Here is an 18,846-nt window from a genome sequence, read left to right on the forward strand (position 1 = left end):
GGCAGAGCGATGAGCGCTGAGACGTCTTACGACATCACGAAGGTGCTTGCCGCGCTGCCGCACCGCTATCCCATGCTGCTGGTCGATCGCGTGGCCGAACTGGTTCGCGACGAATCGATCCACGCGGTGAAGGCGGTCAGCTTCAACGAAAGCTTCTTCCAGGGCCATTTTCCGGGCCGGCCGATCATGCCCGGCGTGCTCCAGATCGAGGCACTGGCTCAGGCTGCCGGAATTCTGGCGGTCGAGACGCTGGAACTCGCCGGATCAGGCAAGCTGGTCTATTTCATGGCGATCGAGAATGCGAAGTTCCGCGCGCCGGTAGAGCCGGGCGTGCTGCTCGACCTGAAGGCCAGCTTCGTCCAGAAGCGCGCGCGTGTGTGCAAGTTTCATGGCGAGGCCAGCATCGAAGGCAAGGTGACCTGCGAGGTGGATTTCACCGCCATGATCGCGGACGCCTGATCGGAAGGTTGCCAATCGGCGGCGTTGCCGCTAATGGCGCCGCTTCCAATTTCACAGCGCGCCCGGTCGGAACCGGGCTCATGCTACAAAGGACCAGAGCCATGAAGGCTGACACGCATCCCGATTACCACATGATCACGGTCAAGATGACCGATGGCACCGAGTTCCAGACGCGCTCCACCTGGGGCAGCGAAGGCGACACGCTCGCGCTCGACATTGACCCGACCAGCCACCCGGCATGGACCGGCGGCAAGCAGCAGCTTCAGGAAGGTGGCCGCGTTGCAGCCTTCAACAAGCGTTTCGGCGGGCTCAGCCTCAAGAAATAACGGCTTTATCAGCCACGCGGGCTTCGGCCCGTTAGGAGGGCGGTCCGACGGGGCCGCCCTTTTCGTTTGTCAGTAGCGAATGCGGCGGGCGATCACCCAGAATACCGAGGTTCCGACCCATACGGTTCCGAGCAGCAGATACGATGCAAACACGGCTCTTCCGAACAGGAAGTAGCTGAACGCCAGCGCAATGCCGGGTGTGGCCGTGAGAGTTGCCAGCAACAGGCATAGTAGCAGGGATCGCGATAGCTTTTCGTACTGGAACAGCCACAAGGGCACGCCGATCACCACGGCGCCCAAAGCTGCCAGATAAGGGAAAGGGGTGTGGAGCGCCCGGCCAGGCGCAATGTCATCTGCCCACATCCACCACAGCGTCGCGACGGCGCTCGCCGCCAAGGCAGCGAGGATGGTCTGCACGACCGGCGGCAAACGGCTCACCAGCCCCATGGCTTTTCCCGGTACCATTTCGTGATTACGTATTTGACACCTTTCCGTACCTTCATGCCGTGATGAAGCGTGTTGGGGTTGGGCGACAAGTCTGGCCGCCGGTTGTTCCAGGCCACGAGCATTCCGGTTTCGGGCTGGAAGGTCTTCTTCGCTACCTTGAAGCGCGTTCCGCCGCCAGCCTCGACCGGATTGAGATAGACCATGAAGGTCCAGGTTCGCTGGCCTGCGACGGAGCAGTATTTGTCGTAGTCCGCGCCGGTGGGTTCGAAATAGTCGGTGTGGGCCTTGAACTCCTGCCCGACGGCGTAGCGTTGCCCCTGCACCGGTTCGCCGAATTGCGGATCGATGCCGTTGAGCGCTGCGAGCCGGGTTTCCAGATCGCTGACCTCCGGCGCCTCCGGCGGAAGGTCGCACGTCTCGCTGGTGCGAAAATAGGCGTCCCCGTTCTCGTCGGCGAGGGTGGACGGACGGCGTTCGGTGTCGATTAGCGCAATCAGCGCCTCGCACAGATCCGCTGGCAGAAAATCGGATACGCTGAACAATTCGAGCTTCGGAAACGGAGCGCGCCGTGCCGACGGATAGTCCGCGACAAGGCGCGCGATGGATTCGTCGTTCTGGTTCACGCCATGCAGCATATCGTCCCGGGCTTTCATCACAAGCCGCAAGGCCGCGCAAGAAAGTTGCGTTTGCGCGCATTCCGCGAAGTTTTCGCTTTCCATGTCGGGTGTGCTGTGCAACAGGCTCGCCCCCGCAGCGAAGGCGGCTTGACCGCCTTGTGCAAGTGCGTATCAGCCCCCGCGTCAAGCGAATGCCGGGGTGTGTGGCGACCGTAGCTCAGTTGGTTAGAGCGCCGGTTTGTGGTACCGGAGGTCGGGGGTTCGAGCCCCCTCGGTCGCCCCATTTTCCCAGTATTCGCGCGATAAAAATGCAACGCCATACGCGCGGGGGCCGATACGATGACCGCTTTCTGGACCGAACCGGATTACGACGAGCACGAGCGGGTCGAACTCGTCCATGACCGCACGTCAGGTCTCACCGCGATCATTGCGCTGCATTCCACCCACCTTGGCCCCGCAGCGGGCGGCACGCGGTTCTGGCATTATGCCGAGCCCGGCGACGCAATGCGCGATGCGCTGCGGCTCAGCCGGGGGATGAGCTACAAGAACGCCATGGCCGGACTGCCTATGGGCGGCGGCAAGGCCGTGATCCTCGCCCCGGCCGACAAGCGAAAGACGGCGGAAATGCTGTCCGCATTCGGCGATGCGGTCGACGGGCTGGGCGGCAAGTATGTCACCGCCGAAGACGTCGGCATTTCGGAAGCGGACATGGTCGCCGTGTCGAAGCGCACGCAATTCGTTTCCGGCCTGCCGGTTGCAGAAGGCGAGGCGGGCGGTGATCCTGGCCCTTTCACCGCCATGGGCATCTTCCACGGCATAAAGGCCGCGGTTCGTCACAAGCTCGGCCGCGATAGCGTCGAGGGGGTCCACGTCGCCGTTCAGGGCGTCGGCAGCGTTGGCGGCGGCGTTGCGCGGTTGCTCGCAGGCGAGGGCGCGCGACTCACTCTTGCCGATGTCGATGCCGACCGCGCGCAGCAGCTTGCAGCAACGCTCGATGCAGAGGCGGTCGCCGCCGATGCGATCATGTCGACCAGCTGCGATGTCTTCAGTCCAAACGCGCTGGGCGCTATTCTCGACGACGACGGCATTGCGCGGCTCGACTGCGCGATCGTGGCGGGCGGCGCAAACAACCAGTTCGCGCGGCCCGAGCATGGCGCACAACTTGCCGCGCGCGGCATTCTCTACGCGCCCGATTACGTCATCAACGCCGGCGGCATTATCAGCGTGGCTCTCGAATATCTGTGCCGTCAGCACGGTCAGCCCTGCGATCTCAACGAGGTGCGCCAGCGGATTGCGGCGATTCCCGATCGCCTCGAAATGATATGGCAGGAAAGCGAGAGCACCGGCATTTCATCGGACGTCGTCGCCGACCGCATGGCACAGAAGCTGATTGGCCGCTGACTGTCGGGCAGCCGCCACTCGCCCTTGCTGAAATGCGGCGGGGGTGCCAAAGCACCGACGACCGGACCGATCGATGCACGCCTACGCAAATCCTGCCCGTTTCCTGAAACTGGCCCGCTGGCTGACGCCCCTTTTGCTGGGTGCCGGACTGTTGCTTTCGTCAGGCGCGATGATCTACGGCTACGCCTTCGCGCCGCAGGAACGGTTGCAGGGCGAGACGGTGCGAATCCTGTTCGTGCACGTGCCCATGGTGTGGCTTGGCATGGCGGGATGGAGCGCCATCGCGATCGCTAGTCTCATGGAACTGGTCTGGCGTCACCCGCTGGCGGCGCTCGCCGCGCGCGGAGCGGCGGTGCCGGGCGCGGTCTTTACCGCGCTGGGCCTTGCCACCGGTTCGATCTGGGGCCGTCCGGCCTGGGGCACGTGGTGGGAATGGGACGGGCGACTGACCAGCTTCCTCGTCCTGTTGTTCCTCTACCTCGGCTACATCGCGCTGTCCGGAGCGGTCGCCCGTGAAGGCGGATCGAGCCGCGTTCCGGCTATTTTCGGCTTGTTCGGGGCAGTCAACATCCCGATCATTCACTTCTCCGTGCTGTGGTGGAACAGCCTGCACCAACCGCCGAGCATCTCCACCTCGGGTTCCGCCATGGCGCCCGCGTTTCTCTATGGTCTGCTGGCGGCCTCGCTTGGCTTTTCGCTGTTGTTCGGCGCCGCGATGCTGATGCGGATGCGCGCGCTGCTTGCCGAAGTGCAGGCCGAGGCGCGGTTACGGCGCAAGGCTGCAATGGACGATCCGATCCATGCGTGAATCGCTCGACCAGATGGCCTTCGTCGATGCCGCTTATGGCCTGACCATCGCTGGCACGCTGCTGCTGATCGGCTGGTGCTGGCGCGCTATGCAACGGGCCGAGAACCGCCGGGCGGAGACACGGCGCAAGTGATGGCGGCTCTCAAACCGAAGCACCAGCGGCTGGTGATGGTCGTGCTGGCGCTCGTCGCGCTGATCGCGGCGGGAATGCTCGCGGCATGGGGCCTGCGTAACCAGGCTAGCTATTTCTACGTGCCGAGCCAGATGGTCGCCGAGCCGCCTTCCGCAGGTCAGGCCGTACGGCTTGGCGGCATGGTCCGGGAAGGCTCGCTCCAGACGATGTCGGACGGTGTCACAGTGCGCTTCGTGGTTGGCGACGGGGATGCGCAGGTGCCCGTGCGGTATTCCGGCATCCTCCCGGATCTTTTCGTCGAAGGGTCCGGTGTGGTGGCCGAGGGCAGTATCGGGGCGGACGGCACATTCGTCGCCACCAATCTGCTCGCCAAGCACGACGAGAACTACGTGCCGCGCGAGTTGCAGGACATGACTGCCGCGCAGAAGCGTGAAGTCGTGGCAGAGACCGGCGAAGGTCGGTGATCGGCATCACCACATGATAGCGGAATTCGGACTACTCGCCCTGTGGCTGGCGGCGGCGCTCGCGGCGCTGCAATTGCTGGCGGGCGCTCTTGCGCTCAAGGATGGCGAGGCGGGCGCGACGCTCGGCACGCTGGTTCGGCCGGCAGCAGTCCTGCAGGGCGGACTGACCTTGCTGGCGTTCGTCATGCTGTTGTGGTTGTTCGCGCGCACCGACCTGTCGGTCCTGCTCGTCGCGAGCAATTCGCACACCGCCAAGCCGCTGCTCTACAAGATCACCGGGGCATGGGGGAACCACGAAGGTTCCATGCTGCTATGGGTCACGATCATGGCGCTGTCGGGCGCGCTGATCGCGGCAATCGAGCGCCGCCTGCCGGAACGCACGATGCTGGCGACGCTTGCCGCACAAGGTTTCGTCGGACTGGGTTTCTACGCCTTCCTGCTGTTCAGTTCCAACCCGTTCGAGCGGCTCAGTCCGGCAGCGCAGGAGGGGCTCGGCCTCAACCCGCTGCTTCAGGACGTTGGCCTCGCGATGCACCCGCCGACACTCTACGTCGGCTATGTCGGCCTGTCGGTGGCGTTCAGCTTCGCGGTCGGCGCATTGATCACGCGGCAGGTGACGCCCGACTTTGCGAGCGTCATGCGGCCCTGGGTGCTGGGCGCGTGGATATTCCTGACCCTCGGCCTGACCGCAGGCAGTTACTGGGCTTATTACGAGCTGGGCTGGGGCGGATGGTGGTTCTGGGACCCGGTCGAAAACGCCGCGCTCATGCCCTGGCTGGCAGCGACCGCGCTGCTCCACTCCGTCAGCGTGCTCGCCTCGCGCGATGCCTTGCGAACATGGACGATCATGCTGGGCGTGATCGCGTTCTCGATGTCGATGGTCGGCACCTTCCTCGTGCGTTCCGGTATCCTGACCAGCGTTCACAGCTTCGCCGTCGATCCGGAGCGGGGGAGCTTCATCCTCGCGCTGCTGATCATCTACATTGGTGGCGCGCTGCTGCTGTTCGCCCTGCGCGCCAATGCAGTTGCCGAGGGCAAGCGCTTCGCCGCAGTCAGTCGTGAAGGCGCGCTGGTGGTCAACAACGTGTTGCTGACCGGCATCCTCGCCATCGTGCTGCTCGGCACGCTATACCCCTTGATGGCCGAGGTCCTCGGCGCACGTATTTCCGTGGGGCCACCTTATTTCAATCCGGTCGGCGCGGTGTTCTTCCTGCCGCTGGTCGCGGTCATGGCGGTAGGTCCGCTGCTGCGCTGGCGCGGGGACGCGATCGGACGGGTGCAGGGCAAGGCGATCCTGTGGCTGGCGGTGGTCGTGGTGGCGCTGGCGCTGTTCGGACTTTCGACCGACATCGGCTTCCTGCCCTTGCTCGGCATGGCTCTGGGCCTCGGTCTTGCCGTGGCGAGCCTGCTTCCGCTCGCAGGGCGCAATCTGTTGCGCACCCCGCTCGCGACATGGGGCATGGTGGTGGCGCACTTCGGCCTCGCCGTTGCGATGGTCGGCGCGGCGAGCGATGCTGCCTTCACGCAGGAACGCCTCAAGGCGATGGCGATCGGCGACACCACCGAGATCGGGCCATGGCAAATCACGCTATCCGACGTGGCGCCGGTAGCCGGACCGAACTGGACCGCGCTGGAGGCGCAGATCACGGCAAGTCACGCCAAGGCCGAGCCGGTGCTGCTGGAAAGCCAGGCCCGTACCTACTGGTCGCCGCAGCAGGAGACGAGCGAGGTTTCCATCCACACCCGCTGGAACGGGCAGCTCTACGCCGTGGTCGGCAAGGAGGCTGAGGGAGATCGCTGGCAGATGCGCTTGTGGTGGAAGCCGTTCGTCACGCTTATCTGGCTCGGTGGCATCCTCGTCGCGTTGGGCGGCACTGTGGCGCTGGTCGGTCGCGTTCTGGCCGATCTGAAGCGCCGCTACATCCAGCGCCGGATAGCCGAGCGGCAGGAGAGCGCGGCATGACCGGCAAAGGCTGGTTCCTGTGGATTCCGCTGGTCCTGTTCGCCGGGATCGTCACGTTCTTCCTGCTCGACCTGAGCGATCCGGCAGAACGGACGGTCGAGAGCGCAATGGTGGGCAAGTCCCTGCCGCAGTTCGACCTGCCGCCTGCCGCCAGCGGGGTCCCGGCGCTGTCGCGTGCGGATTTCGCGGGCAAGCCGCGGTTGCTCAACGTTTTTGCCAGCTGGTGCGTGCCTTGCGCGGTCGAGGCTCCGCAACTCGAGGTTCTTCGGCAGCGCGGTGCGGAGATCAACGCGGTCGCGATTCGCGACCGACGCGAGGACGTCGACGCCTTTCTGGCGCGCTACGGAAATCCGTTCGCCCGCATCGGATCGGACGAGCGCTCCGAAGTGCAGATAGAGCTTGGCTCTTCCGGCGTGCCTGAAACCTTCGTGATCGATGGCAGCGGTACGATCCGCTACCAGCACGTCGGCGAAATCCGTCCGGAGCACGTGGACCTGCTGCTGGCCGAACTGGAAAAGGCAGAGGCATCATGAGACGCTTGATCTTCTGTTTCCTGCTGCTGGGTCTTGCGCCGGCGCTCCATGCGCAGCAGGGCCTGCCCGAAGCGCCGCTCGCGAATGTGCAGCTGGACGATCCGGCGCAGGAATCGGATGCGAGGGCGGTGATGGAGACAATCCGCTGTCTGACCTGCCAGGGGCAGTCGGTCGCGGACTCCGATGCCACCATGGCGAGTGACATGCGCCACCACATTCGCACGCGAATCGCTGCCGGGGAGAGTCCGGAAGCGGTGCGCGACTGGCTGATCGATCGATATGGCGATTACATCAGCTACGATCCGCAGCTTTCAGGCGTGACATGGCCGCTGTTCGCATTGCCGGTCCTGTTCCTGCTGGCGGGAGCGACAATTGTCTTTCGCCGCATGAGGAGGCGCGCGTGATCTGGTTGCTCGGTCTCGGTCTGGTCCTGGCTTGCATCGTCGTCGCGGTGCTGATCCTCGATATGCCTCGCAGCATGGCGACCGCGCTCGCGGCGGCGATGGTGTTCGGGCTGGCAGGCTATGCCTGGCAAGGTTCGCCGGGGCAGGCAGGGCAGCCCGTTGCCGCGCGTGAGGAACGCTCCGAAGAGGGTGCGCAACTCGTCGAACTGCGGCGCGAGGTTATTGCGGAACGCTACTACAGCCGGAACCAGGCCGCGCTGATCACCGCAGACGCGATGGCGCGCGCCGGCAGGTTTGAATATGCAGCGGCGCTCTATGGGGGAATGGCTCGGGAATATCCCCAGGATTCGGAGGCATGGCTGGCGCTCGGCAACGTGCTGGTCGCTCATGCCGACGGTACCATACCCGCATCCGCGCGCATCGCGTGGCGACGTGCCGAGGCAGCGGCGTCCGAAAGTGCAGGCGTCCCCTTCTTCCTCGGCCTTGCTCTGTTGCGTGCCGGCGAAGCGGGAGAGGCGCGCGCTGCCTGGGCCGAGGCAGTCGAGCGTTCCGCCCCCGGCAGCGAGGAGCGCAGATTGATGGAGAGCCGCCTCGCCTCGCTGGACGCCAGCCTCGAACAGGCAGGTCCGCGTCCCATTGCCGAACCGACGCGGTAGATTGCACTTATCCATGTTGCACCCGCACAATGGCGGTGCTAATCGCCCGCGCTTTCCCGCCCGGCGCGCCGTTAGATGCGCGTGAACAAGGGCAAACGAGGGGCCGCAATCCCGATGTCGCAATCCGACGCTTCCCATCCCCTGACAGGTGCCAAGCGCTCCGACGCCAAGGTCGCATTGGCCGTGGGCGCGATCGGCATCGTGTTCGGCGATATCGGTACGAGCCCGCTTTACGCCTTTCGCGAGACCTTCGCGGGGCCGCATCCGCTCGCGCTCGACCGGCTGCACGTGCTGGGCGTCGTCAGCCTGATCTTCTGGTCCATGCTGCTGGTCGTTGCGATCCAGTATGTCAGCATCCTGATGCGCGCCGACAACAAGGGGCAGGGCGGTAGCCTCGCGCTGGTCGCGCTGCTTTCGCGCCACCTCACCAACTCGCGATACGCCTGGGTAACGGTACTGCTCGGAGTTTTCGCGACATCGCTGTTCTACGGCGACAGCATGATCACTCCCGCGATTTCCGTGCTTTCGGCGGTCGAGGGTCTGACGGTGGTCGACCATCGCCTCGACAAGCTCGTGATCCCGATCGCGGTCGGCCTGCTGGTGTTCCTGTTCCTGCTGCAAAAGCGCGGCACGGCAAAGGTCGGTGCGCTCTTCGCGCCCGTGATGATTTTCTACTTCTCCGTGATTGCGGTGCTGGGCACGATCCAGATCGTATCCGCGCCCGAAGTCCTGCACGCCCTCAATCCCTATTACGCGATCAATTTCTTCGTCATCGACGGAACGCTGGCATTCCTCGCGCTTGGTTCGGTCGTGCTGGCCGTCACCGGGTCGGAGGCGCTTTACGCCGACATGGGGCACTTTGGCCGCGGACCGATGAAGCTGAGCTGGTTTGGCTTCGTCATGCCCTGCCTGCTGCTCAACTATTTCGGGCAGGGGGCGATGGTGATGAACCTCGAACCTGCGGCCGCTGCCGAGGCGATCCAGAGCCCGTTCTATTACCTCGCGCCCGAAAGCCTGCGCCTGCCGCTGGTCCTGCTTGCCACCGCAGCGACCTTCATCGCGAGCCAGGCGGTCATTTCCGGCGCGTTCTCCATCACGCATCAGGCCATCCAGCTCGGCTTCATTCCGCGCCTGTCGACATTGCACACCAGCGACGAACATCAGGGCCAGATCTACATTCCGGTCGTCAACTGGGCGCTGATGGTGGCCGTGATCATGCTGGTGTTCGTCTTCCAGAACTCCTCCAACCTCGCTTCGGCATACGGCATCGCGGTCACCGGCGCGGTGACGATCGACACGCTGCTGATGGCAGTCCTGTTGCTCGCGGTCTGGAAATGGAAGTGGTGGTACGGGGTCCCGGTCGTGATCCTGTTCCTGGTGGTCGATGGTGCCTATTTCGCAGCGAACCTGACGAAGGTGCCGGACGGCGGCTGGTTCCCGCTGGTGGTGGGCGGCATCGCCTTCACCCTGCTGACGACCTGGGCCAAGGGTCGCAAGCTTATGCGCGAGCGCATGGGCGAGGTGGGCCTGCCGCTCAACGTCTTCGCCAAGTCCGCCCGCAACAGCGCCCAGCGCGTGCCCGGAACGGCGATCTTCATGGCATCGTCGGGCAGCGGCGTCCCATCCGCGCTGCTCCACAACATCAAGCACAACAAGGTCCTGCACGAGCGGGTCGTCGTGCTGACCGTGGAGATCGACGATTCGCCCTATGTGGATGCCGCTCAGCGGTGCCAGATCGAGGAATTGGGCGACGGTTTCTATCGCATCGTGCTGCACTACGGCTTCATGGAGGAAACCGACGTTCCGGCGGAGCTCAAGCGGCGGGAGATCTGCGGTGGAGAGTTCGACATGATGAAGACCAGCTTCTTCCTCAGCCGCCAGACGCTGCTGAGCGCGGAGAAGCCGGGCATGGCCATCTGGCGCGAGAGGCTGTTTTCCTGGATGGTCCGCAACGCGGCAACGCCGATGGAATTCTTCCGCCTGCCGACAAATCGCGTTGTCGAACTCGGCAGCCAGATGGAAATCTGACGCGCAGTCAGCTTCCGGTCGGCGGCTCGTTCTCGATCACTTCGTCCTCGTCCTCTACTGCGAGGCCATGCTTCAGCAGCATGGGGATCTGGGTGAAGGTGAACAGGAACGTCAGCGGCAGGAACACCCACAGCTTCGCAGCGAGCCAGTCACCGAAGGGCAGGCTGAGCCGCAGCACCTCGTTAAGCGCGGCGAGGAACAGGAAAAACACGCCCCAGTTGCGCGACAGCTTCAACCAGCCGGCTTCGTCGACACCCTCGAACGCCGCGTCGAGCAGCAGCTTCAGCAGGGCGGTCCCGCGCATCCACGCAATCAGCAGGGCCACCCCGAACAGCACGTAGACCGCCGTGGGCTTGATCTGCACCCAGAACGGGTCCTGGAAGAACATCGTCAATGCGCCGAAACCCACGATCAGCGCCGTGGATATCCAGAGCATCGGCGACACTTTGCCGAGGCGGAATTTTGACACCAGCAGCGCGATGATCGCCGCAACGATGAAGGCGCCCACGCCGCGGACCATCGCAAAGACTTCGCCCACCGGGTCTTCGCCATCGGGCGAAAAATAGCGATAGGTCACGAAGAAGACGAGCAGCGGCCCGTAATCGACCGCGACGTTGAGCCAGCCCGAACCTTTCTTCTTTTCCGCCGTATCGCTCATCAGGCAACTCCTGCAATAACGCGCGCGACGAGGTCCGGATCGAAGGGGCGCAGGTCGTCGATAGTCTCGCCCACGCCGATCGCGTGGATCGGCAGGCCGTACTGCTCCGCCGCCGCGACCAGCACGCCGCCGCGTGCGGTGCCGTCGAGCTTCGTCATGATGAGACCGGTGACGCCCGCGACATCGCGGAACGTCTCGATCTGGCTGAGCGCGTTCTGACCGTTGGTGGCGTCGAGCACCAGCACCACATCGTGAGGTGCTTCGGGATTGAGCTTGCCCAGCACGCGGCGGATTTTCTCCAGCTCGTCCATCAGTTCACGCTTGTTCTGGAGGCGGCCGGCGGTGTCTACCACCAGCGCATCGATCCCGGTCGCCGTCGCCTGCTTGACCGCATCGAACACGATGCTGGCCGGGTCGCCGCCTTCCGGCCCCTTGATGATCGGTACACCTATGCGATCGGCCCAGACCGCAAGCTGACCGATTGCCGCCGCGCGGAAAGTATCGCCCGCCGCCAGCATGACGCCGTAGTCGTCTTCCTGAAACAGGTGGGCAAGCTTTGCTATGGTGGTCGTCTTGCCGCTGCCGTTCACGCCGATGACGAGGATGACCTGCGGGCGCGGAAAGGCCGTGATTTCGAGCGGCTTTGCAACCGGGCGCAAAATGGCGGCGATTTCTTCCGCCACGGCTTCCTTCAGGCCGCGTTCGTCGATGTCGCGGCCAAAGCTCTTTTCGGCCAGCTTGTCGCGTATGCGGCGCGCGGCGCTCGGCCCGAGATCGGAGACGATCAGCGCATCCTCGAGATCGTCGAGCGTGCTCTCGTCGAGCCGCGCGGTGGCGAGGCCGGTGAGGTTCTGCCCCAGCCGATCGGAGGTCTTTCGAAAGCCCCCGAACAGGCGGTCGGTCCAGCTTTCGCCGCTCATGTCAGCAATCCGTTTTCCAGAGTGGTAGGCGTCACCGTAACGACCTCTCCGCGCCGCGTTCCGGCAGGGAGGGCCACGGTCGCGAAGTTTTCGGCGTGGCCGGTTCCATCGGCTTCGGCCAGTACGCGATGTGGCCTGCCAAGCTGCGATTGCAACCAGGTTTCCCGGATTTCGGCCGCCGCAGCCCGCAATTCCGCGGCGCGATGCTTGACCGTGACGCGATCCACCTGCGGCATTCGTGCGGCGGGCGTGCCGGGTCGCGGGCTGTAAGGGAAGATATGCGCATGGACCACGGGCAGGGCGCGCAGTTGGTGGAGATTGGCGCGGTGGTGCTCTTCAGTTTCGGTGGGAAAGCCAGCGATGATATCCGCGCCGATGGCGATGCCGGGGCGACGATCCAGCAGGCGGGCGACCAGATCGGCCGCCTGCGATGCGGAATGGCGTCGCTTCATGCGCTTGAGGATCAGGTCGTGACCATGCTGCAACGAAAGGTGCAGATGCGGCATCACCCGGGGTTCGGAGGTGAGCAGTTCGAACATATGTTCGTCGATTTCCACGCCGTCGACCGAGGACATCCGCAGCCGCTCCAGCGTGGGGAAGGCCACAAGGATGGCTTCGAGCAGTTGCCCCAGCGCTGGTCTGCCGGGAAGGTCCTGCCCCCAGCTTGTCACGTCGACGCCGGTCAGCACGATTTCCCTTGCCCCGCGTTCAAACTCACGCCCCACGACACGAAGGACTTCAGCCACGGCGAGCGAACGGCTGGTACCGCGCCCTTGCGGGATTACGCAGAAGGTGCAGGCGTGATCGCATCCGTTCTGAATGGCGATGAAGGCGCGGGTGTGGACCGGCGGCAAAGGCCCCCGCGCAACCGGCGCGTTCCAGCTGCGTGGGTCCAGCTTGGCTGCGTTGGCGACCAGCCCATCGACTTCGGGCATGGCGCCCAAGGCCTCGCGCTCGACCTCGGCAGCGCATCCGGTGACGAGCAGTCTCGCGTCCGGATTTGCGCGGCGGGCGCGGCGTATGGCCTGCCGCGTCTGGCGCACCGCTTCGCTGGTAACGGCACAGGAGTTGACGACGACGATGTCCCCGCCGTCACCGTCCAGCATCGCACGGATGCTTTCGCTCTCCGAGAGGTTGAGGCGGCAGCCCAGCGTAACCACGTCGACACCCATCAGAACGCATCCCAGTCGAACGTGCCGCGAAAGCTCTCCGTCGCAGGGCCGGTCATGCGGATCGCGCCGCCGTGCTCCCACGCGATGGTCAGTTCGCCGCCGGGCAGTTCGACCGTGACGGGGGACGCGGCAAGGCCGCGGCGGATAGCTGCCACGGCCGTCGCACACGCTCCGGTTCCGCACGCCCGGGTCAGGCCGGCACCGCGTTCCCAAACGCGCAGGCGAATGCCCCCATCCGCGCGAGGACTGGCGACGTTGACGTTCACTTTCCGCGGGAAGACCGGGTCATTTTCAATCAGGGGTCCCAGGCGTAGCAAATCGATCGCGTCGCAATCGTCGACAAAGAATACCGCGTGCGGGTTGCCGACATTGATCGCGAAGGGGTTTTCCAGTTCTTCCCAACCCAAAGGCATGGCGGAAGCATCCATCGCGTAGGCGAGGGGGATTGCTTCCCAATCGAAACGCGGCTTGCCCATGTCCACGCTCGCCCCGCCTTCGTGCGGTTCGAGCGCGATGGGCCCGCCGCCGGTTGCGACGATTGCTGGCCGGCCATGCAGCAGGGCCACTGCGCGCGAGGCATTGCCGCAGCTTTCCACTTCGCTGCCATCGTGATTGAAGATCCGCATCCGAAAATCGGCATCTGCGTCCGGCTCCAGCACGATCAGCTGGTCGCAGCCGATGCCGGTGCGCCGATCCGCCAGCGCCTTTGCCTTCGGGGGCGTCATCTGGGCGGGCAGGGGCGCATCGCGCGCGTCGAGCACGACGAAGTCATTGCCGAGGCCGTGCATCTTGACGAAAGCGACATCCATACTGCTGCGGGCGTCTATGCCGCGGACCCACCTTCGTCCAGTCTTTCCCCGAAGGCGTCAGCCGTGGGCGGATTGCCGGGGCCGAATTTCGCTGAGCAGTCGCAGCGTTTCGCGCGCGTCGGCAGGTTGCCCGTAGAGGAAGCCCTGGCCCTTGATCTCACCCAGTTTCTGCAAGATCGAAAGCACGCCTTCGCTCTCGATCCCTTCCGCCGTGATCGGCAGGCCGAGGCTCTGGCCCAGCGCGATGATGGCTTTCATCAGCTTCTCGTCCTCTGCCGCATCACCGCGACCGGCGACGAAGGTGTGGTCTATCTTGATACGGTCGAAAGGCAGGTCGTGCATCCGTGCGAGGTTCGCGTAGCTCATGCCGAAATCGTCGAGACTGATCTTCACACCCTGATTGCGCAGGCTGGCGACCATGGTCTGCACTGCAACGAGGTTCTCGTGCAGGCACCGCTCACTGATCTCGATGTCGAGACGCGAGGGCTGGAGCCCCTTGTGGTGGAGCAGCTTCAGTATCTTCTGAGCGAACCACGGATCGCGCAGCTGCACCGGCGAGATATTGACGGAAAGAGAGAGTCCAGCGTCCCACGCGGTCGCATCCTCGAACGCCTGTTCCAGCAATTGCTCGGACAGTTCGCCGATGACGCCCATTTCCTCGGCGATCGGTATGAAGATTTCAGGCGAGATGCTGCCGAGGTCTTCCGAATTCCAGCGGGCGAGCATTTCGAAGCCGGTGATGGCGCCGCTCTCCAGCTCGATCTGCTGCTGATAGAACGGCACGAACTCGCGGTTGCGCAGGCCGTGGCGGATGCCGCGTTCGATCCGTTCGCGGAATTCCTTTTCGTCCTGCATGGAGGCTTCGAAACAGGCGAAGCGGTCTTTGCCCTGCTTCTTGGCCTGATACATCGCAACATCGGCGTTGTTCAGCAGCACTTCGATCAGATCGTCCGCCGCTTCGCCTTGCATCGGCGTTGAGGCGATCCCCATGGAGACGCTGAGGGAGATCGTCACGCCGTCAATTTCGCAGGGTTGCCTGACGGTATCGACCAGCCTTCCGGCCAGGCGGATCAGTTCGTCCGCGCCGTCTGGTCCGAACGGGACGACACACGCAAATTCGTCGCCGCCGAGACGCGCCAGCAGCTGGTCGTGGCGGAGGTATGCCCGGATGCGGCTGGCGGTTTCGCGCAAGGCCTCGTCGCCGCAGCGGTGGCCGTGGACATCGTTGATATGCTTGAAATTGTCGAGATCGAGCAGCAGCAGGGCCACGCGCCCCGAATGGGCCTTTGCGATCGCCGCGCCACGCGTAAGCAGGCTGCGACGGTTGAGGCAGCCGGTCAACGCGTCGGTATCCGCGAGGTGGTTGGCCTCCGCCTCGGCCTGGCGGCGCTGGTCAACTTCACGACGCAGGTCGGAATAGCGTCGCCAACCGAACAGCAGAACGGCAATGTTCAGCAGCAGGATGCTGGTCATCGTCGGGTCGGCTCGTCCGCCGAAACCAAGGATGGCGGAGATAGCTTCGGGAAGGACGCGCGCAGCCGTGCCGACGAACAGGATCAGCGCCGCCAGCGCGATGCCGAAGGCAACGAAATCGTGCCGCGCACGCTCGCCCGTCGGCCGCGATCCGGCGTCTGTCCCCTGTAGCTGGCCTGTGTTTCCCGCGTCCTGACGCAAGCGCTGTCCCCTTCAACTTGCGCTTGGCTAACCGAACTTGGCTAAATTCGTCTTAACGCGGCCCCTTGTGCAATCGCGCGCGATCTGGTGAAGCCCCGTCTCTCCCGCATTCCTAGAAACCGCAACGAGGAACACCATGTCCGACAATCTCTGGCTGATGAAATCGGAACCCGCCGCTTTCAGCTGGGACGATCTGGTTCGTGATGGCGAGACCACCTGGGACGGCGTGCGCAACCATCGCGCGAAGAACAACCTTGCCGCGATGCAGGTCGGCGATCAGGCGTTCTTCTACCACTCGGTGAAGGGCCTGGAGATCGTCGGGATCATGGAAGTCAGCGTTGCCGGCATCACCGATCCCAATGATCCGGAAGGCAAGTGGGCCGCAGTGAAGGTGAAGCCGGTTCGACCGCTCGCGAACCCGGTCACGCTCAAGCAGATCAAAGCCGATCCTCGGCTGGAGGAGATGGAGCTGGTCAAGCTGTCCCGCCTGTCGGTCGCGGAAGTACGGCAGAGCGAATGGGAGATCGTGCTGGAACTGGCGGGCGAATAGTTCCCGCTGGCGGGCTGTCGCTTTCCGCTTTGTCCCGCCGCGCGACAATCCCCACAAATCAGGGTTAACGCCCCTGCCGCATGGTTACCAACGGGTTAATCCCGGTGGCCATGAGAAGAAACCTTGTCCTCACAGACGAATCGGCGCGCCATCCTTTTCTGGCGAGCTTGCCACCGCACGTCCGCACCGTGGACGATCTTGCGATCGCGGAAGAGGCGGAGGATGACTGGCTCTTTACCAGCAAGGACGCGCGCGAATTCGTGATGGCCTATTCGGCCTGCTTCGTCGCCGCGATGACCTTTATCGTCTAGTCGACCAGCGCAGCGTCCGGGTGGTTGCATTCCGCCCGGAACAGCAGCCAGCCGAGCCACGCGGAAACGAGGCACATCGCAGCGCTCAGCAGCAATTGCTCGACGATCGGCACGCCGACCGCGCTGAGGCCCATCGCCAGCAGAGATCCCACAACCATGGCGAAGCTGTTGACGATATTGTTCGCGGCGATAGTGCGCGCCGCCTGACCTGCCGCGACCTTGGTGGTGAGAAAGGCGTAGAGCGGCACGACGAAGATGCCGCCGGCAATCGCGATCAGCAGCAGGTTGAACAGCAGCAACTCGGCAAGGGGGTAGGCGATGAATTCGCTGACGTTCATCAACCGGGTCGGGTCAACATCCGCCGCCCAGGCGCGGCACACGAGGTAGAACGTCGCGACGAACAACCCCATGGCGATGACGGCTGGCGGGGCGAAGCGCGCGGAAACCGTGCCCTTGAGCAGCGCATTGATCGAGACCGAACCGATCGCCACGCCGACGCTGAAAATGACGAGGAACAGGCTCGCGACTTCCTTGCTTGCCATGAGCACGTTCTTGGCGAGCGGCGGGAACTGGATGAACAGCACCGCGCCAATGGTCCAGAAAAAGCTGATGGCCAGGATCGCGTAATAGACGCGCGCATCGGCCATCGTATTGCGCACCAGCGTGTAGGACGCGCGGATCAGGTGCCAGTCCAGCTTTTCGTCGGGGGCCTGCGGCGGCGCGTCGGGGATGGAGCGGCTGGTGAAGTAGCCCGCGATCGATACGCCTATAATGGCGACAGCCGCCACTTCGACCGGAATCCAGCCTGCCAAAATAGTGCCGGCGAGAATGGCGATATACGTGCCTGCCTCCACCCAGCCGGTGCCTGCCAGGACTTCGTCCTTGTGGAGGTGCTGCGGCAGGATCGCGTATTTGATCGGACCGAGGAAGGTCGACTGCACGCCGGTCAGAAACAGCGCGAACAGCATCAGAACGATGGGCCAGCTGGTTTCGATGGTCATGAAACCGAGCGGAATCGACGCTGGCAGGTCGTATCCCTTCCATTCCAGCAGCAGGCCGGTTGCCCCGATCAGCATCAACAGGATTTCGCACGCCTTTACCTTGCGCACGATGGCGGCCTTGTCGCGCATATCGGCGAGCTGGCCGGCGAGCGCGGACAGCAGGAAGAAGGGAAGGATGAAGAGCGCGGAGGCAACCGCGCTGAAGATGCCTTCGGCCGCCTCGTCGTTGTAGATCGAATAGACGACGAACAGGACCATCGCGGTCTTGTAGAGATTGTCGTTGAAGGCGTTGAACAGCTGCGTCGCGAAGAGCGGCACGAAGCGGCGCGAGCGCATGAGATGTGTGGAAGTCGTCATGCGCTTGTCGTCGGACCCGTTTTGCGGCGCCACTCGCGCACCGCGGCCTGTCTAGCGGTTATCGCGAGGTGGACAAGGCCGCGCGAAACGCTTTTGCCCGTGGTCCGGCTCGTCTAAGGGTGCCGCCCATGCTGAGCTTGCCCAACCTGCTGACCATGTCGCGTATCTTCGCGGTCCCGCTGCTGGCCTTCCTGCTGTGGTGGCCGGACTGGGAGCTGGGCTATGGCGTTGCCTTCGCGCTCTACTGCCTGATGGGCATCACCGATTATTTCGACGGCTATCTCGCGCGGTCGAGCGGCGCGGTCTCGAAACTGGGTATTTTCCTCGATCCGATCGCTGACAAGATCATGGTCGCGGCCGTCATTCTCGTTCTGACAGCGCAGGGCATTCTGCGCGGCCCCTACGTGGGCGACATGCACGTGATTGCGGGCCTCATCATTCTCGTCCGCGAGATTGCGGTCTCGGGGCTGCGCGAATTCCTCGGCGGATTGCAGATTTCCGTGCCGGTCACCAAGCTGGCGAAGTGGAAGACGACGTTCCAGCTGCTCTCTTTGGGGGCGCTGATCCTCGGCGGCGCATTGCCGCATTACGAATGGATCCATCTGACCGGCCTGACCTGCCTGTGGGGCGCAGCGGTGCTGACGCTCGTTACCGGCTGGGATTACCTGCGTGTCGGACTGCTCCACATGGATTGACGGGGCCGCAGTTCGTTCAGTCGGCCACGTTTTCGCGATGGCCGGCCGATGCGTGACGCGCCGCGTCAAGCGGCAGGCCAAAGCGATCCAGGCATTCGGTCGCGTCGAAACCTTCGGCCGACGCGGCGTAACCGAACTTGTTGATGACAGCGGCGTGCAGCGGCACGTCGAACTGGATGCCGACGTTGCGACCGATGTGCCATGCAACACGCCCAGACAATTCGACCGTGTTGTCGAGAACGACCTTCGTGTTCATTCCGACGGCAAGCCCGTCGGGCGCGGCTTCGACCATGCAGCCGCCGCTCGAAAGATTGTACAGCTGGACCGGCTCGCTGCGCCCATCGAAGGCGCAAACGATTGGCAGGTCTGTCTCCATCCGGTTGTAAAGTCGCATAGCAACTCTCCTGAATTCCCCATCGTCAGCGGGTACTCCGACCTCGCAAACAAAAGGTAAATGCGC

At 64.1% G+C, this 18,846-nt stretch carries 23 protein-coding genes and 1 tRNA gene; 15 read left to right on the forward strand and 9 right to left on the reverse strand.

Translation table 11 applies throughout. The annotated features are described in order from the left end of the window. The first annotated feature begins 9 nt into the window (after window positions 1-9). The gene (fabZ, locus tag ACXYN8_RS11290) at window positions 10-459 is read left to right on the forward strand and encodes a 3-hydroxyacyl-ACP dehydratase FabZ (RefSeq protein ID WP_458889544.1); all 450 of its coding nucleotides are present in this window, start codon (window positions 10-12) and stop codon (window positions 457-459) included. A 101-nt stretch (window positions 460-560) separates the two neighbouring features. Then, window positions 561-785: a 50S ribosomal protein L31 gene (rpmE, locus tag ACXYN8_RS11295; RefSeq protein WP_458889545.1), complete on the forward strand. Its 225-nt coding sequence runs from the start codon at window positions 561-563 to the stop codon at window positions 783-785. Window positions 786-854: 69 nt separating this feature from the next. On the opposite strand, the gene ACXYN8_RS11300 is transcribed toward rpmE, so the two are convergent. Beyond that, entirely contained in the window at window positions 855-1,223 is a 369-nt protein-coding gene (locus tag ACXYN8_RS11300) for a hypothetical protein (protein ID WP_458889546.1), read from the reverse strand. After that, on the reverse strand, window positions 1,220-1,885 hold the full coding sequence (locus ACXYN8_RS11305; RefSeq protein ID WP_458889547.1) for a prolyl hydroxylase family protein: 666 nt from the start codon (window positions 1,883-1,885) through the stop codon (window positions 1,220-1,222). Before ACXYN8_RS11305 ends, ACXYN8_RS11300 begins: the two co-directional genes overlap by 4 nt. Before the next feature lie 170 nt (window positions 1,886-2,055). Between ACXYN8_RS11305 and ACXYN8_RS11310 the strand changes: the two genes are divergently transcribed. From ACXYN8_RS11310 to ACXYN8_RS11355, 10 genes are all read left to right on the forward strand, one after another. Further along, window positions 2,056-2,132, forward strand: a tRNA-His gene (locus tag ACXYN8_RS11310). Between the two features lie 56 nt (window positions 2,133-2,188). Continuing rightward, window positions 2,189-3,250, forward strand: a complete 1,062-nt coding sequence (locus ACXYN8_RS11315; RefSeq protein ID WP_458889548.1) for a Leu/Phe/Val dehydrogenase — start codon at window positions 2,189-2,191, stop codon at window positions 3,248-3,250. A 73-nt stretch (window positions 3,251-3,323) separates the two neighbouring features. Beyond that, entirely contained in the window at window positions 3,324-4,058 is a 735-nt protein-coding gene (gene ccmC / locus ACXYN8_RS11320) for a heme ABC transporter permease CcmC (RefSeq protein WP_458889549.1), read from the forward strand. Next, on the forward strand, window positions 4,051-4,191 hold the full coding sequence (locus ACXYN8_RS11325; protein ID WP_458889550.1) for a hypothetical protein: 141 nt from the start codon (window positions 4,051-4,053) through the stop codon (window positions 4,189-4,191). Before ccmC ends, ACXYN8_RS11325 begins: the two co-directional genes overlap by 8 nt. Next, a complete protein-coding gene (ccmE, locus tag ACXYN8_RS11330) occupies window positions 4,191-4,655 on the forward strand; it encodes a cytochrome c maturation protein CcmE (RefSeq protein ID WP_458889551.1) in 465 nt (154 codons plus the stop codon). The genes ACXYN8_RS11325 and ccmE overlap by 1 nt, the downstream gene beginning before the upstream one ends. Before the next feature lie 13 nt (window positions 4,656-4,668). Next, entirely contained in the window at window positions 4,669-6,618 is a 1,950-nt protein-coding gene (locus tag ACXYN8_RS11335) for a heme lyase CcmF/NrfE family subunit (RefSeq protein ID WP_458889552.1), read from the forward strand. Next, window positions 6,615-7,151, forward strand: a complete 537-nt coding sequence (locus tag ACXYN8_RS11340; RefSeq protein ID WP_458889553.1) for a DsbE family thiol:disulfide interchange protein — start codon at window positions 6,615-6,617, stop codon at window positions 7,149-7,151. Before ACXYN8_RS11335 ends, ACXYN8_RS11340 begins: the two co-directional genes overlap by 4 nt. Beyond that, window positions 7,148-7,555, forward strand: a complete 408-nt coding sequence (locus ACXYN8_RS11345) for a cytochrome c-type biogenesis protein (protein ID WP_458889554.1) — start codon at window positions 7,148-7,150, stop codon at window positions 7,553-7,555. The genes ACXYN8_RS11340 and ACXYN8_RS11345 overlap by 4 nt, the downstream gene beginning before the upstream one ends. Further along, on the forward strand, window positions 7,552-8,211 hold the full coding sequence (locus tag ACXYN8_RS11350) for a hypothetical protein (protein ID WP_458889555.1): 660 nt from the start codon (window positions 7,552-7,554) through the stop codon (window positions 8,209-8,211). The genes ACXYN8_RS11345 and ACXYN8_RS11350 overlap by 4 nt, the downstream gene beginning before the upstream one ends. A gap of 114 nt (window positions 8,212-8,325) precedes the next feature. Further along, the gene (locus ACXYN8_RS11355) at window positions 8,326-10,239 is read left to right on the forward strand and encodes a potassium transporter Kup (protein WP_458889556.1); all 1,914 of its coding nucleotides are present in this window, start codon (window positions 8,326-8,328) and stop codon (window positions 10,237-10,239) included. Window positions 10,240-10,246: 7 nt separating this feature from the next. On the opposite strand, the gene ACXYN8_RS11360 is transcribed toward ACXYN8_RS11355, so the two are convergent. Genes ACXYN8_RS11360 through ACXYN8_RS11380 form a run of 5 tightly spaced genes read right to left on the reverse strand, consistent with a single transcriptional unit; the run spans window position 10,247 to window position 15,472 of the window. Further along, window positions 10,247-10,897 (reverse strand): inner membrane-spanning protein YciB, encoded by a 651-nt coding sequence (locus ACXYN8_RS11360; RefSeq protein WP_458889557.1) that lies wholly within the window; start codon window positions 10,895-10,897, stop codon window positions 10,247-10,249. Next, window positions 10,897-11,817, reverse strand: a complete 921-nt coding sequence (ftsY, locus tag ACXYN8_RS11365; RefSeq protein WP_458889558.1) for a signal recognition particle-docking protein FtsY — start codon at window positions 11,815-11,817, stop codon at window positions 10,897-10,899. The genes ACXYN8_RS11360 and ftsY overlap by 1 nt, the downstream gene beginning before the upstream one ends. Next, window positions 11,814-12,989 (reverse strand): MiaB/RimO family radical SAM methylthiotransferase, encoded by a 1,176-nt coding sequence (locus tag ACXYN8_RS11370; protein ID WP_458889559.1) that lies wholly within the window; start codon window positions 12,987-12,989, stop codon window positions 11,814-11,816. The genes ftsY and ACXYN8_RS11370 overlap by 4 nt, the downstream gene beginning before the upstream one ends. Next, window positions 12,989-13,798, reverse strand: coding sequence for a diaminopimelate epimerase (gene dapF, locus ACXYN8_RS11375; protein ID WP_458889560.1), 810 nt, complete (start codon window positions 13,796-13,798; stop codon window positions 12,989-12,991). Before dapF ends, ACXYN8_RS11370 begins: the two co-directional genes overlap by 1 nt. A gap of 57 nt (window positions 13,799-13,855) precedes the next feature. Beyond that, the gene (locus ACXYN8_RS11380; RefSeq protein ID WP_458889561.1) at window positions 13,856-15,472 is read right to left on the reverse strand and encodes a putative bifunctional diguanylate cyclase/phosphodiesterase; all 1,617 of its coding nucleotides are present in this window, start codon (window positions 15,470-15,472) and stop codon (window positions 13,856-13,858) included. Window positions 15,473-15,608: 136 nt separating this feature from the next. Between ACXYN8_RS11380 and ACXYN8_RS11385 the strand changes: the two genes are divergently transcribed. Both ACXYN8_RS11385 and ACXYN8_RS11390 read left to right on the forward strand, forming a co-directional pair. Continuing rightward, entirely contained in the window at window positions 15,609-16,022 is a 414-nt protein-coding gene (locus ACXYN8_RS11385; protein ID WP_458889562.1) for an EVE domain-containing protein, read from the forward strand. A 110-nt stretch (window positions 16,023-16,132) separates the two neighbouring features. After that, window positions 16,133-16,333, forward strand: coding sequence for a hypothetical protein (locus tag ACXYN8_RS11390; protein ID WP_458889563.1), 201 nt, complete (start codon window positions 16,133-16,135; stop codon window positions 16,331-16,333). Here ACXYN8_RS11390 and ACXYN8_RS11395 read toward each other — a convergent pair. After that, window positions 16,330-17,691 (reverse strand): MFS transporter, encoded by a 1,362-nt coding sequence (locus tag ACXYN8_RS11395; RefSeq protein WP_458889564.1) that lies wholly within the window; start codon window positions 17,689-17,691, stop codon window positions 16,330-16,332. The genes ACXYN8_RS11390 and ACXYN8_RS11395 overlap by 4 nt on opposite strands. Window positions 17,692-17,819: 128 nt before the next feature. On the opposite strand from ACXYN8_RS11395, the gene pgsA reads away from it, so the two are divergent. After that, window positions 17,820-18,386: a CDP-diacylglycerol--glycerol-3-phosphate 3-phosphatidyltransferase gene (gene pgsA / locus ACXYN8_RS11400; protein ID WP_458889565.1), complete on the forward strand. Its 567-nt coding sequence runs from the start codon at window positions 17,820-17,822 to the stop codon at window positions 18,384-18,386. A gap of 16 nt (window positions 18,387-18,402) precedes the next feature. Here the strand turns inward: pgsA and ACXYN8_RS11405 are convergent, their stop codons facing one another. Further along, window positions 18,403-18,780, reverse strand: coding sequence for a PilZ domain-containing protein (locus tag ACXYN8_RS11405; RefSeq protein ID WP_458889566.1), 378 nt, complete (start codon window positions 18,778-18,780; stop codon window positions 18,403-18,405). Between the last annotated feature and the right edge of the window lie 66 nt (window positions 18,781-18,846).

It is taken from the genome of Altererythrobacter sp. CAU 1778 (genome assembly GCF_054482795.1).

Coding starts and splice junctions, on each gene's coding strand:
- fabZ (WP_458889544.1), top strand. CDS start 10: ATGAGCGCTGAGACGTCTTACGACATCACGAAGGTGCTTGCCGCGCTG.
- rpmE (WP_458889545.1), top strand. CDS start 561: ATGAAGGCTGACACGCATCCCGATTACCACATGATCACGGTCAAGATG.
- ACXYN8_RS11305 (WP_458889547.1), bottom strand. CDS start 1,885: ATGAAAGCCCGGGACGATATGCTGCATGGCGTGAACCAGAACGACGAA.
- ACXYN8_RS11315 (WP_458889548.1), top strand. CDS start 2,189: ATGACCGCTTTCTGGACCGAACCGGATTACGACGAGCACGAGCGGGTC.
- ccmC (WP_458889549.1), top strand. CDS start 3,324: ATGCACGCCTACGCAAATCCTGCCCGTTTCCTGAAACTGGCCCGCTGG.
- ACXYN8_RS11325 (WP_458889550.1), top strand. CDS start 4,051: ATGCGTGAATCGCTCGACCAGATGGCCTTCGTCGATGCCGCTTATGGC.
- ccmE (WP_458889551.1), top strand. CDS start 4,191: ATGGCGGCTCTCAAACCGAAGCACCAGCGGCTGGTGATGGTCGTGCTG.
- ACXYN8_RS11335 (WP_458889552.1), top strand. CDS start 4,669: ATGATAGCGGAATTCGGACTACTCGCCCTGTGGCTGGCGGCGGCGCTC.
- ACXYN8_RS11340 (WP_458889553.1), top strand. CDS start 6,615: ATGACCGGCAAAGGCTGGTTCCTGTGGATTCCGCTGGTCCTGTTCGCC.
- ACXYN8_RS11345 (WP_458889554.1), top strand. CDS start 7,148: ATGAGACGCTTGATCTTCTGTTTCCTGCTGCTGGGTCTTGCGCCGGCG.
- ACXYN8_RS11355 (WP_458889556.1), top strand. CDS start 8,326: ATGTCGCAATCCGACGCTTCCCATCCCCTGACAGGTGCCAAGCGCTCC.
- ACXYN8_RS11360 (WP_458889557.1), bottom strand. CDS start 10,897: ATGAGCGATACGGCGGAAAAGAAGAAAGGTTCGGGCTGGCTCAACGTC.
- ftsY (WP_458889558.1), bottom strand. CDS start 11,817: ATGAGCGGCGAAAGCTGGACCGACCGCCTGTTCGGGGGCTTTCGAAAG.
- ACXYN8_RS11370 (WP_458889559.1), bottom strand. CDS start 12,989: ATGGGTGTCGACGTGGTTACGCTGGGCTGCCGCCTCAACCTCTCGGAG.
- dapF (WP_458889560.1), bottom strand. CDS start 13,798: ATGGATGTCGCTTTCGTCAAGATGCACGGCCTCGGCAATGACTTCGTC.
- ACXYN8_RS11385 (WP_458889562.1), top strand. CDS start 15,609: ATGTCCGACAATCTCTGGCTGATGAAATCGGAACCCGCCGCTTTCAGC.
- ACXYN8_RS11390 (WP_458889563.1), top strand. CDS start 16,133: ATGAGAAGAAACCTTGTCCTCACAGACGAATCGGCGCGCCATCCTTTT.
- ACXYN8_RS11395 (WP_458889564.1), bottom strand. CDS start 17,691: ATGACGACTTCCACACATCTCATGCGCTCGCGCCGCTTCGTGCCGCTC.
- pgsA (WP_458889565.1), top strand. CDS start 17,820: ATGCTGAGCTTGCCCAACCTGCTGACCATGTCGCGTATCTTCGCGGTC.
- ACXYN8_RS11405 (WP_458889566.1), bottom strand. CDS start 18,780: ATGCGACTTTACAACCGGATGGAGACAGACCTGCCAATCGTTTGCGCC.